10 protein-coding genes are annotated in these 12,732 nt (G+C 66.6%); 8 read left to right on the forward strand and 2 right to left on the reverse strand.

Annotated elements, in window-relative coordinates; all coding sequences use genetic code 11:
- Positions 1-2: 2 nt before the first annotated feature.
- Positions 3-305 carry a hypothetical protein gene (locus tag ACZLZQ_RS13570; protein ID WP_472935006.1) on the forward strand — a complete coding sequence of 101 codons (303 nt, stop codon included), beginning with the start codon at positions 3-5 and terminating at the stop codon, positions 303-305.
- A 46-nt stretch (positions 306-351) separates the two neighbouring features.
- Positions 352-1,749, forward strand: coding sequence for a glutamate--tRNA ligase (gene gltX, locus ACZLZQ_RS13575; protein WP_472949795.1), 1,398 nt, complete (start codon positions 352-354; stop codon positions 1,747-1,749).
- A gap of 441 nt (positions 1,750-2,190) precedes the next feature.
- Here the strand turns inward: gltX and ACZLZQ_RS13580 are convergent, their stop codons facing one another.
- Positions 2,191-4,491, reverse strand: coding sequence for an NADP-dependent malic enzyme (locus ACZLZQ_RS13580; RefSeq protein WP_472949796.1), 2,301 nt, complete (start codon positions 4,489-4,491; stop codon positions 2,191-2,193).
- Positions 4,492-4,721: 230 nt separating this feature from the next.
- Here ACZLZQ_RS13580 and ACZLZQ_RS13585 point away from each other — a divergent pair, with 230 nt between their 5' ends.
- Positions 4,722-5,576 (forward strand): UDP-2,3-diacylglucosamine diphosphatase, encoded by an 855-nt coding sequence (locus ACZLZQ_RS13585; RefSeq protein WP_472949798.1) that lies wholly within the window; start codon positions 4,722-4,724, stop codon positions 5,574-5,576.
- A complete protein-coding gene (locus ACZLZQ_RS13590; protein WP_472949799.1) occupies positions 5,576-6,604 on the forward strand; it encodes a glycosyltransferase family 4 protein in 1,029 nt (342 codons plus the stop codon). The genes ACZLZQ_RS13585 and ACZLZQ_RS13590 overlap by 1 nt, the downstream gene beginning before the upstream one ends.
- Before the next feature lie 8 nt (positions 6,605-6,612).
- Here the strand turns inward: ACZLZQ_RS13590 and dgcA are convergent, their stop codons facing one another.
- Positions 6,613-7,599: an N-acetyl-D-Glu racemase DgcA gene (gene dgcA, locus ACZLZQ_RS13595; RefSeq protein ID WP_472949800.1), complete on the reverse strand. Its 987-nt coding sequence runs from the start codon at positions 7,597-7,599 to the stop codon at positions 6,613-6,615.
- Between the two features lie 186 nt (positions 7,600-7,785).
- Between dgcA and ACZLZQ_RS13600 the strand changes: the two genes are divergently transcribed.
- The 4 genes from ACZLZQ_RS13600 to ACZLZQ_RS13615 all read left to right on the forward strand — a co-directional run bounded on the left by ACZLZQ_RS13600 (position 7,786) and on the right by ACZLZQ_RS13615 (position 12,566).
- On the forward strand, positions 7,786-8,973 hold the full coding sequence (locus ACZLZQ_RS13600; RefSeq protein ID WP_472949801.1) for an ABC transporter permease: 1,188 nt from the start codon (positions 7,786-7,788) through the stop codon (positions 8,971-8,973).
- A 115-nt stretch (positions 8,974-9,088) separates the two neighbouring features.
- Positions 9,089-9,871, forward strand: coding sequence for an ABC transporter ATP-binding protein (locus ACZLZQ_RS13605; protein ID WP_472935178.1), 783 nt, complete (start codon positions 9,089-9,091; stop codon positions 9,869-9,871).
- Positions 9,871-11,817 (forward strand): MlaD family protein, encoded by a 1,947-nt coding sequence (locus tag ACZLZQ_RS13610; protein ID WP_472949802.1) that lies wholly within the window; start codon positions 9,871-9,873, stop codon positions 11,815-11,817. Before ACZLZQ_RS13605 ends, ACZLZQ_RS13610 begins: the two co-directional genes overlap by 1 nt.
- Before the next feature lie 134 nt (positions 11,818-11,951).
- Entirely contained in the window at positions 11,952-12,566 is a 615-nt protein-coding gene (locus ACZLZQ_RS13615) for an ABC-type transport auxiliary lipoprotein family protein (RefSeq protein WP_472949803.1), read from the forward strand.
- The last annotated feature ends 166 nt before the right edge of the window (positions 12,567-12,732 follow it).

The following is a 12,732-nucleotide window of genomic DNA, read 5'->3' on the forward strand; positions in this document are numbered from 1 at the left end:
CCATGGACGAGATCTCGCTGGATTCGATCGCCGCCGCCTCGCTGGTGCTCGCGGTGCTGTTCGCGCTGCGCTACTTCCTCGCCATGCGCCGCATCTTCCAGGAGGTGCCGAAGCCCGAGGGTTTTGGTCTCGTCGGCTATTTCAAGGCGCCGCAGCGCGGCGCCTATGGCGAGGACATGGAGCCGAACCGGCGCTATGCCTCGCGCCAGTTCCACCAGGGCGCGGTGTTTCTCGTCGTCGGCCTCGGCCTCTTCGCCTACCTTCTCGTCACGGGAACGCCGATCACGCTGGGCCAGGGGATTTGAGCGCGCCGCGCGCGTCGTCCCGCCTCACCACACAGGAAACCGCCCGATGAGCCCGACCGTCCGCTTCGCCCCGTCGCCGACCGGCCATATCCACATCGGCAACCTCAGAACCGCTCTGTTCAACTGGCTGCTCGCCAAGGAGAACGGCGCCGGCGGGCACTTCATCCTGCGCTATGACGATACCGACATCGCCCGGTCGCGCGTCGAATACGCCGACTCGATCCTCGAGGACCTCGTCTGGCTCGGCCTCCAGCCGGACGCCGTCTACCGCCAGTCCGAGCGCATCGGCCATTATGATGCGGCGGTCACCTTGCTGCAGCAGAAGGGCCTGCTCTATCCCTGCTACGAGACCGCCGAGGAACTTGACCGCAAGCGCAAGCGCCTCGCCGCGCGCGGCCTCCCGCCGGTCTACGGCCGCGATGCCCTGCGGCTGAACGAGATGGAGCGGCAGGAACTGGAAGCCGAAGGCCGTCAGCCGCACTGGCGGTTTCTCCTGCCGAACTTTACCGGCGATCCCTCCCAGCCCGTTCGCACCGACGTGACGTGGAACGACCTCGTCCGCGGGCCGCAGAGCGTCGATCTCGCCTCGCTTTCGGACCCGGTGCTCGTGCGCGAGGACGGCAGCTATCTCTACACGCTGCCGTCCGTCGTCGACGACGGCGCGATGGGCATCACCCACGTCGTTCGCGGCGATGATCACGTGACCAATACCGGCGTCCAGATCGCGCTCTCCGAGGCGCTCGGGCTGACAGTGCCCCAATACGGCCACCACAACCTCCTGACGACGCTCGACGGCGAGGGCCTGTCGAAACGCTCCGGCGCCCTGTCGCTGCGCTCGCTGCGGGCGGATGGCATCGAGCCGATGGCCGTTGCCTCGCTCGCCGCCCTTGTCGGGCTCTCCGGTTCGATCGAAGCGGTGCCGAGCCTATCCGCGCTGGCGGAGCGGGTAAAGCTCTCGGACGTCTCCTCCTCGGCCTCGAAGTTCGACCCGGCCGAGGTCGAGCGGCTGAACGCCGAGCTGGTGCACGGCTACGACGACGCGGACGTCGCCGAGCGGCTGGCGGCCATAGGTGTGCCCGGGGATCGAACGGAGGCCTTCTGGCTGGCCGTGCGCGCCAACTGCTCGCGGGTGTCGGATGCGGCCGTCTGGCGCGACATCGTGTTCGGCGATCTGCCGGCAGGGCTGGCGACGGTCGCCGAGCCCGCTTCGACAGAAGAGGACCGCGCCTTCCTCGTCACCGCCTTCGATCTTCTGCCGCCCGAGCCTTGGTCGCACGACACTTGGAAAACGTGGACCGCCGCTGTGAAGACCGCCACCGGCCGCAAGGGCAAGCCTCTCTTCATGCCGCTCCGCCAGGCGCTGACGGGTCTCGACCATGGCCCGGAACTGGCGGATTTGCTGCCGCTCATCGGGCGCGAACGGGCGCTGGCGCGGCGGCCGTAAAGCCGAAGGGCGAGAGGCAAAGAGAAGGGGCGCGGGCAGGGCAAGGGGCTTGATGGTCTGCCGCAGGAGAACGAAGGCTTGGGGTTTTCTGCGGGAGAGCAGAGAATTCTATCGTGACGAAGCGTCGAGGTAGCCGAAGGGCTAAGAGCCAAGAGCCAAGAGCCAAGAGCTGGGTGCCGAGAGCCAGGAGCCAAGTGCCATTTGCGAGGATCGTAAACTCCTCCGTTTCGTCATCCCGGACTTGATCGGGATCCATTCCAAACCCTTAGACATGGATGGTCCGGTCAACCTTCCCTCGGAAATTCGGCACCGGACTGCAAGCCTTCGCGCAGAGGAATGGATCCCGGATCAAGTCCGGGATGACGAGCCTGAGAGGTTTCCGCCGAATGACGTGTGGCGCCTTGCGCCAGCGCCAGCGGTGCGCCTCCCAGCCTCAGCTCCTCACCCCCGCTGCACCGCCTCCGCCACCGCGATCGCCGCCATGTTGACCACGCCGCGGGACGTTACCGACGGCGTCAGCACGTGCGCAGGAGAGGCCGCGCCGAGGAGGATCGGGCCGACATGCAGCGAATCGGTCATCGCCTTGACGACGTTGAGGGTGATGTTCGCGGCATCCAGGTTCGGGAAGATCAGGAGGTTCGCCTCGCCCGAGAGCGTCGAGTTCGGCATCACTTTGCGGCGCAGCGCCTCGTTGAGGGCGACGTCGCCGTGCATCTCGCCGTCGAGTTCCAGGTCCGGCATGCGCTCGCGAACGAGTTTGAGCGCCTGGCGCATCTTCTTCGTCTGCGGCGTTTCGTCCGAGCCGAAGTTCGAGTGGGAGACGAAGGCGCCTTTCGGCTCGATGCCGAAGCGGCGGATCTCGACGGCGGCGTGGACCGTCATCTCGGCGAGGTCCTCGGCGCTCGGGTCGCGCTGGACATAGGTGTCGAGGAAGAACTTCGCGCCTTGCTGCGAGATGAGGAGGCTCATCGCGGCGAACTTGTTGGTGCCGGGCTCGACGCCGATGACCTGGCGGATGTCGACGAGATGCGGAGAATAGCGGCCCTCGAGGCCGCAGATCATCACGTCGGCCTCGCCGCGCGAGACCGAGACGGCGGCGATCACCGTGGTGTTGGTGCGGACCACGGTGCGGGCGGTGTCGGGGTTGACGCCCTTGCGGCCGACCTTCTCGAAATAGTGGTCGACATAGTCGCGGTAGCGCGGATCGTCTTCGGGATTGACCACCTCGAAGTCGGTGCCGGGGCGGATGCGCAGGCCGTAGCGCTCGAGCCGGCTGGCGATGACGGCGGGGCGGCCGACGAGGATCGGCACGCCGATCTTGTCCTCCAGCATCACTTGCGCGGCGCGCAGCACGCGCTCGTCCTCGCCGTCGGCGAAGATCACCCGCTTGCCGCTGTTCTTGGCGATCTGGAAGATCGGCTTCATGATCAGCCCGGTGCGGAAGACGAACCGGTTGAGGATGTCCATGTAGGCGCCGAAATCCTCGATCGGCCGCGAGGCGACGCCGGTCGCCGCCGCCGCCTTCGCCACGGCCGGCGCGATCTTCAGGATCAGCCGGGGGTCGAAGGGCGAGGGGATGATGTATTCCGGGCCGAAGATCGGGGTCTCCGAGCCATAGGCTTTTGCAGCGACTTCCGAGACCTCTTCGCGGGCGAGCGCCGCGATGGCGTCGACGGCGGCGATCTTCATCTCCTCGTTGATCGTCGTCGCGCCGCAGTCGAGCGCGCCGCGGAAGATGTAGGGGAAGCAGAGGACGTTGTTGACCTGGTTCGGGAAGTCCGAGCGCCCGGTGCAGATCATCGCATCCGGCCGGACCGCACGCGCGAGGCTCGGCATGATCTCGGGCGTCGGATTGGCCAGCGCCATGATCAGCGGCCGCGCCGCCATTTTCTCGAGGAGCTCGGGCTTCAAGACGCCGCCGGCCGACAGGCCGAGGAAGATGTCGGCACCCTCGATCGCCTCGCTCAGCGTGCGCATCTCGGTATCGCGCGCGTAAACCTCCATCCAGCGGTCGGTGCGCTTGCCGCGGCCGATATAGACGACGCCGTCGATGTCGGTGGCGGTGATGTTCTCGAGCTTCGCGCCCAATGCCACGAGGAGGTTGAGGCAGGCGATGGCGGCAGCGCCCGCGCCCGAGGAGACGATCTTGACGTCCTCTATCTTCTTGCCGTTGAGCTCCAGCGCGTTGCGCACGGCGGCGGCGACGATGATGGCGGTGCCGTGCTGGTCGTCGTGGAAGACCGGGATCTTCATCCGCTTGCGCAGCTGCTCCTCGACCTCGAAGCATTCCGGGGACTTGATGTCCTCGAGGTTGATGCCGCCGAAGGTCGGCTCGAGCGCCGCGACCACCTCGACGATGTGGTCGATCTCGGTGGCGTCGATCTCGATGTCGAAGACGTCGATGTCGGCGAACTTTTTGAAGAGGACGCCCTTGCCCTCCATCACCGGCTTGGAGGCGAGCGGGCCGATATTGCCGAGGCCGAGCACGGCACTGCCGTTCGACAGCACCGCGACGAGGTTGGCGCGGCTGGTGTAGACGGCCGCGAGCGAGGGATCGGCGGCGATGGCAAGGCACGGGGCGGCGACGCCGGGGGAGTAGGCGAGCGCGAGGTCGCGCTGGTTGCCGAGCGGCTTGGTCGGCTGGATCGCGACCTTACCGGGCTTCGGATAGCGGTGGTAGAACAGCGCCTGCTCGTCGAGATCGCCCGTGTTCGGCCTGGCGTCGGTGCTATTTTCGGACATGGCGTCCCCCGTTCATTTCAGCTGCTGCGGCCGTCTTAGACGAAGTCGAACCGTTCTGGAAATTGCCGCCGGGCATTTTGTCGGGAGTTTCGCTTTGCCGTCGACGTGGGCCCCTCCAAGTGCCGTTCGATCGGCCGCCACCCCGCGCCCAGCCATGGTCGTCAGCCTGCACCGTCACACGCATGCAATGAGAATCGGCCATTGGCAGGAGGGCGAGGGGAGCGAACAGGATGGCGACCATGCATCAGCTGACCACGGCGCGACACTTCCGCACGCTGTTCATCTCCGACGTGCATCTCGGCTCCAAGGCCGCCCAGGCCGAGCTCTTGATCGACTTCCTCCGCCTGCACGACTGCGAGAAGCTCTATCTCGTCGGCGACATCGTCGACGGCTGGCGGCTGAAGCGGGCCTGGCACTGGCCGCAGTCGCACAACGACGTCGTCCAGAAGCTGCTGCGCAAGGCGCGCAAGGGGTGCGACGTCGTCTATATCCCCGGCAATCACGACGAGTTCTTGCGCGACTTTCCCGGCCAGCACTTCGGCGGCATCGAGGTCAAGCAGAACGACGTCCATGTGACCGCCGACGGAAGGCGATTCCTTGTGATGCATGGCGATGAGTTCGACGTCGTCGTGCGCAATGCCCGGCTCATCGCCTATCTCGGCGACTGGGCCTACGACACCGCCATCGCCGTCAACGTCGTCTTCAACAAGCTGCGCCGGGCGCTGGGCTTTCCCTACTGGTCGCTGTCGTCCTGGGCCAAGCTCAAGGTCAAGAACGCCGTCAACTTCATCGGCGCCTTCGAGACGTTGCTGGCCGAAGAGGCGGTGCGGCACGGCTGCGACGGCATCATCTGCGGCCACATCCACCATGCGCAGATCGCCCGGCGCGGCGGCGTCGAATACATCAATACCGGCGACTGGGTGGAAAGCTGCACCGCGGTCGGCGAGCGCCATGACGGCTCGTTCGAGCTGATCTACTGGACGGCGGCGGCCAGCAAGGCGCGCGCGCAGGCGGAGGCTCTGGCCGACGGCATCGCCGCCATGCCGGCCGCCGAGCGCCAGACTTCTGCGGTGGAGGCAGCCTGATGCGGATCCTGATCGCCACCGACGCCTGGACGCCGCAGATCAACGGCGTGGTGCGCACGCTGTCGAGCCTTGCCGACGAGCTGCGCGGCCGCGGCCACGACGTGCTCGTCGTCTCGCCGCAGGATTTTCGCACCGTGCCGATGCCGACCTATCCGGAGATCCGTCTGGCACTGGCGAGTTCCTACCGGCTGGGGCGGATCATCGCCGAGTTCAGGCCGCAGGCCATCCACATCGCCACCGAAGGACCGATCGGCATGGCGACACGCCGGGCCGCCATCGCCGCCGGTCGGAGCTTCACCACGAGCTTCCACACTCGTTTTCCGGAATACCTGCGCCAGCGCGTGCCGATCCCCGAACGCTTCAGTTATGCCTACCTCCGCCGTTTCCATGCCGCCGCTAGCGCGTGCCTGGTGCCGACCGAGGCGGTTCGGCGGGACCTTGCCGAGCGCGGCTTTAAGAACCTCGTCACCTGGACGCGCGGCGTCGACACCACGGTGTTCAAGCCGCGCGAGCCGATCGATTTCGGTCTGCCCGGCCCGATCTTCCTCACCGTCTCGCGCGTCGCGCCGGAAAAGAACCTTGAGGCCTTCCTGATGCTCGACCTGCCGGGATCGAAGGTCGTCGTCGGCGACGGCCCGGCTTTGGCGGAACTGCGGCAGCGCTATCCAAAAGTGCATTTCGCGGGGTCGCAGACCGGCGAGATGCTGGCGAGCCACTATTCCAGCGCCGACGTCTTCGTTTTCCCGTCGAAGACCGATACTTTCGGCATCGTGCTGATCGAGGCGCTGGCCTGCGGCGTACCGGTCGCCGCCTACCCGGAGCCCGGCCCGCTCGACGTGATCGCCGGCACCCGCGCCGGCTGCATCTCGGACGACCTGCGCACCGCTTGCCTCGCCGCCCTAGGTCTCGACCGGGCGGAGGCGCTGGAGCGCTCGCGCGCCTTCACCTGGTCCACCTGCGCCGACATCTTCATCGACACCGTCTCGGCCCGCCCACCGGTTGCCGTACCGCTGCCGATGGCGGGGTAGGGCTGAGTCTATCCCCATAGAGCCGACGTTGGCGGGGCGACTGTCTCGCCATCGTAGACCAGTCCGTCGGGTCGGTCCGACGCCAGCAGCAGCGGGCCGTCGAGGTCGATCAGGTCGGCGGTCTGGCCGAGCAGGACCGCCGGAGCCATCGCGAGCGAGCTCGAGACCATGCAGCCGACCATCACCCCGAAGCCGTGCCGGCGGGCTTCCGTGACGAGATGCAGCGCCTCAGTCAGCCCGCCGGTCTTGTCGAGCTTGACGTTGACGAAGTCGTAGCGGCCGACCAGCGCGGCGAGATCCTGCGTCTCGTGCAGCGATTCGTCGGCGCAGACCGGTACCGGATGGGCGAGGGTGGCAAGGGCGTCGTCCTGGCCGACCGGCAGCGGTTGCTCGATGAGAACGGCGCCGGCAGAGGCTGCGGCCTGCATGTTCTCGGCAAGGTTTTCCGCCGTCCAGCCTTCGTTGGCGTCGAGAATCAGCCGCGCTCCTGAAGCGGCCGCGTGCACGGCGCGGATGCGGGCGATGTCGCCCTCCGGCGCGCCGAGCTTGATCTTGAGGAGACCCCGGCCGCCCGCTGCCCGCGTTGCCGTGGCCATCGCCTCGGGGGTTCCGAGCGATATCGTATAGGCGGTTTCCAGCGCTCTTGGCGGCGACGGGCAGACCAGTGCCGCGACGGAGGTGCCGTCCAGCTTCGCCTCGAGATCCCAGAGCGCGCAATCGACAGCGTTCCGGGCGGCGCCTGCCGGCATGGAAGCCTGCATGCCCTTGCGCGACAGGCCTTTCTCGATCAGCGGACGCACGGCTTCGATCGCCGCCGTCACGCTCTCGACCGTCTCCCCGTAGCGAGCATAGGGAACGCATTCGCCGCGGCCGCGCTTATCGCCGTCGGAAAGCGTGGCGACGACGACGACCGCCTCGGTTTTCGACCCCCTGGAAATGGTGAAGGCCGTGGCGAGCTGAAAGCGCTCGACTGTGACTGAAAGACGACGCGGCATGAAAATTCCTCGGCCTGTTCGAGCGCATCGCGGATTGCGATGACAAACCGTGTATGGACGGTTAACGACGCCGCGCGCTAGGGAGCGCCGCAACGTCGGGCGGGCGCCGCCGGGCATGTCAGGCCACGGACGCTTCTTGGCATAAGGTGTCCGAGTATCGGGCGATAGAAGGTTTCGACCACAGGCATGACGGACAACCCAGCCGCCGAGACACGCGCCGACAAGGATGGGCGCCGCACAACGGCGCCTGCCCTGGTCGCTGACAAGGGTGAAGGCGGCCTCGTGCTGACTCTTTCCGGCGACTGGCTGGCACGGACCATCGGCAGCATCGAGAAGACGGTTTCAGATACGGGCAAGTCCGACCTCGGCAAGTCCGTAACGATCGACCTCGGCAGCGTCGGGCGGGTCGATACCGCCGGCGCGCTGCTGGTTGAAAAAATGTCGCGCCAGCTTTCCGACGGCGGTCGCTCGGTCGAGATGTCGGGCGTGCGGGAGAAGGACGGGGCACTGTTCGAGGCGGTACGTGCCGCGATCGACCGGGTGCGCCCGGAGCCTGAGGTTGCCAAGCGCAACCGCGTGATAGCCGCGCTCGACGGGATCGGGAGGAGCGTCTACGGGCTCTATGACGAGGTCGTCGTCGGCCTTAACATCATCGGCTCCTCGATTTACGGCGCCGGCCGCCGCGTCACCGGCAAGACGCAGCTACGCTTGCCGGCGATCATCACCCAGATGGACAGGATGGGCGTTCGCGCGGTGCCCATTATCGCGCTGATGAGCTTCCTGATCGGTGCGGTCATCGCCCAGCAGGGCGCCTTCCAGCTGCGGAACTTCGGCGCCGAGATCTTCGTCGTCGATCTCGTCGGAATTCTGCAGCTGCGCGAGATCGGCGTGCTGCTGACCGCCATCATGATCGCCGGCCGCTCCGGCAGCGCCATCACCGCCGAAATCGGTTCGATGAAGATGCGCGAGGAAGTCGACGCCCTTCAGGTGATCGGCCTCAACCCGATCGGCGTCCTCGTCTTCCCTCGCCTGGTGGCGCTGACGCTGGTATTGCCGCTGCTGGCCTTCATCGCCGACCTGATGGGCCTTGCCGGCGCTATCGTCGTCACCTGGATCTATTCCGGCATTCCGCCGGCCGCCTTCGTCCAGCGGCTGCGCGAGGCGATCGACATCGGCACCATCCTCGCCGGCCTGATCAAGGCGCCGTTCATGGCGATCATCATCGGCGTTGTCGCCTCGGCCGAGGGCATGAAGGTCGGCGGCAGCGCCGAGAGCCTCGGCCTCCACGTCACCACCTCCGTCGTCAAATCCATTTTCCTCGTCATCCTCGTGGATGCTTTCTTTGCGATCTTTTATGCATCCATCGGATTCTGACCCGTCTGGCCGCGGCCCGCCCGCCGCACAAGACGATGCCGCGGTGACGGCGACCGGCAACGGTGCGCCTTCTCCCGCACCGGCCCCCGAAAAAGGGGGAGACGACGACGACATCATCATCCGCGCCCGCGACGTCACCGTGACCTTTGGCACCAAGACCGTGCTGGATGGGCTGTCGCTCGACGTGCGTCGCGGCGAGATCCTCGGCTTCGTCGGCGGTTCCGGTCAGGGCAAGTCGGTTCTGCTGCGCACGATCCTCGGCCTGAACCAGAAACAGTCGGGCACGATCGAGGTTTTCGGCATCGACTACGACAAGGCTAATGACGACGAGCGGCTGGCGGTCGAGCAGCGCTGGGGCGTTCTCTTCCAGCAAGGCGCACTGTTCTCCTCGCTCTCGGTGCTGGAGAACATCCAGGTGCCGATGCGCGAATATCTCGACCTGTCGCCGGCGCTGATGGACGAGCTGGCGCGGTTGAAGATCGATCTTGTCGGTCTTGCTCCGGATGCGGCGGAGAAATTTCCGTCCGAGCTGTCCGGCGGCATGATCAAGCGCGCCGGTCTGGCGCGCGCGCTGGCGCTCGATCCCGACATCGTCTTCCTCGACGAGCCGACCTCCGGCCTCGACCCGATCGGCGCGGCGGATTTCGATGAATTGATCATGACGCTGCGCGATACGCTGGGTCTCACCGTGTACATGGTGACCCACGATCTCGACAGCCTGTACCAGGCCTGCGACCGCATCGCCGTTCTCGGCAACAAGAAGGTGATGGTCGAGGGGCCGCTCGAGACCATGCTCGCCTTCGATGACCCTTGGGTCAAATCCTATTTCCACGGCAAGCGTGCTCGCACCATCGTGCACCAGGACAAGTCCGCCGGCGCCAGCAAGGGAACGAAGTGATGGAAACCAGAGCCAATTATGTTTTGGTCGGCATCTTCTCGGTGGTCGTGCTGGTGCTCGGCTTCGGCTTCGTCTGGTGGTCTGCCAATGTCTCGGGCGACGATACCCAGACGCCACTGCTGGTACGGATCGAGGGTTCGGTCACTGGCCTCAGCGTCGGCAGCCAGGTGCTGTTCAACGGCCTGAAGGTCGGTGACGTCCGCAATCTCCGGATCGATCCGAACAATCCGCGCGTCGTCATCGCCACCACGCGGGTCGACGGGACCACGCCGATCACCACCTCGACCCGCGCGACCATCGGCTTTGCCGGCCTGACCGGCCAGGCCTTCATCGAGCTGAAGGGCGGCGACAACACCGAGCGCAACATCATCGCCTATGCCCGCGAGCAAGGCGCCGTGCCGGTTATCAAGGCCGATCCGTCCGATGTGACCGACATCCTCGCCACCGCCAAGGACATCGCCCAGCGCGCCGACAACATCCTCTCGCAGTTCGAGGGCATGGTGAAGGACGTCGGCCCGGCCGTGCGCACGACCGCGGGCAACATCACCGCGACATCCGAGAACGTGAAGGTCTTCACCGACAGCCTCGCGAAGAATTCCAACCAGATCGACGACTTCCTGCAGAGCGTCAGCCGCCTCGCGGGAACGGCGAACACCGTCGCCGAAGCGCTTCCCGACGCCATCCGCTCGGCGCAGAACGTCATCGAAGCCGTCAATCCGGAATCGGTGCGCACCACCGTCGACAACGTCGCGGCTATGTCGACGACCTTGCGCGCGCAGGCGGACAACATCGCCGGCGTCGTCGACTCCGTGAAGACAGCCGCCACCAGTGTCGGCCGCGTCGGCGACACCATCCAGAAGAACACGCCGGGGATCGACCGCTTCCTGTCCAATCTCGGCCCGATCTCCGATACTGCCACGAGCGTCGCAACCAAGCTGGACTCGGCGCTCGGATCTGCCGACCGGATCCTGGCGGCCGTCAATCCGACGGAAGTCACCTCCACCATCGACAACATCTCGGCCGCCGCCCGCAACGTCTCCGAGGTCTCGACCCTCATCGGCGCGCAGCGTGAGGCGATCGGCGAAGTCATCACCAACGTGTCGGGTGTCACCCGCAACCTGAAAACCGTCACCGACAGCGTCGCGGCAAACGGGCCGGCGATCAACGGCTTCCTCGCCAACCTCGGCCCGATCGGCGAAAACGCCAGTGCGGCGACAATCAAGCTGAACCGCACGCTCGACGACGCCAGTGCTCTGGTCTCGGGCATCGATCGCCGCCGCATTTCCGAGGTGGTCGACAACGCCGCTGCCCTCGTCGCAGGCGTCCGGGCCAAGACACCGCAGATCCAGTCCGTGATCGACGGCCTCGATACGGCACTGCGGACCGTCGACACGACGCTGACCGGCTTCAACGGCACCCGCGGCCGCGTCGACGCCATCCTCGCCGGCGTCGATCCGGACGTCGTCAATCGGACCATGACCGACGTCTCGTCGGCCACCCGCAACGTCGCCCGGGCTGCCGACTCGATCGCCGGGGTCGCCAACGACGTCGGCGCCCGCCGCAACGACATCAAGCGGGTGATCGACAACGCCGTGGCGATCTCGAGCAAGGTCAACACCGCCTCGACACGCCTCGACACCGTGCTCGCCTCGCTCGACCGGCTGCTCAATGCCGACAGCACCGAGGGCCTTGCCAAGGAAGCGAGCCAGACTCTCGCCGCCATCCGCCAGACGGCCGCCAGCATCAATGCGCGCATCGGGCCGATCGCCGACAACATCCAGAACTTCTCCGGCAACGGCCTCAACGAGGTGCGGACGCTGGTGCGGGACGTGACCCGGTCGGTCAACCGCATCGAGGGCGCGGTCACCGACTTCCAGGCCAATCCGAGCCGCATCATCTTCGGCGGCGACGAGGTGAAGCAGTTCGACGGCCGCAAGCGGCGGTAAAGGCAACCAGCGGCCGCGCGGGGAAGACCACCGCGGCCGAGCTAAGGCATTGACACCGGCCGGCGCGTTTGAAGATCGTGCTCTGGCCGCGACAGAGTGGGCGGATGCTTCCGCCGGGCGTTGAGGAAAAGACCATGCATGCATCGATCCGGACGACCCTGGTCGCTTCCCTGGCGCTCGCCCTAGCCGGCTGCGCCTCGCTCAGCGGCACCACGCCGCCGGACACCTACGAGCTCTCCGCGCCGAGGACGGAAGCCCGGACGAGTGCCCGGACCAAGGTGCAGATCCTGATCCCCGAGCCGACGGCCACCAAAACGCTCGACGGCAACCAGATCGTCATCAAGCCGACGCCCTATACGGTCGAATATCTCGGCCAGAGTCAGTGGAGCGATCGCCTGCCGGCGCTGGTGCAGGCGCGCTTCGTCCAGGCCTTCGAGAACACCGGCCGGCTCGCGGCCGTCGGCGTGCCGGGGCAGGGCCTCGCCATCGACTATCAGGTCGTCGTCGCCATCCGGAAGTTCGAGGTCGACGTCGACAAGGGCAATACCGCGGTCGTCGAGTTCTCCGTCAAGGCGCTGAACGACCGCAACGGAACTGTCCGTGCAACGCGCGTCTTCACCGCGACCGCCGCCGTTGGCGGTGTCGACACCAGCACCACCGCCGGCAAGGCCGCCTATGTCGCGGCGCTCAACGCCGCTTTCGCCAAAGCCACCACCGACGTCGTCGCCTGGACGCTGTCGCTGGTCTGAGCGTCGGCCTTTTCAAGGGAAGGTGGGCTTCAGTCCATCACCCCGCGGCTGTCGGAAGCATCAAAGGGCCGGACTCCTCGAAAGGAGTCCGGCCCTTTTGCGTTCGTGCGTGGCCTGCCGTTGCGGAGCGGGAGTGCATGGTGACCACGGGCCTGGCAGCAGCCGT

It is taken from the genome of Mesocryomonas lacus (genome assembly GCF_055730105.2).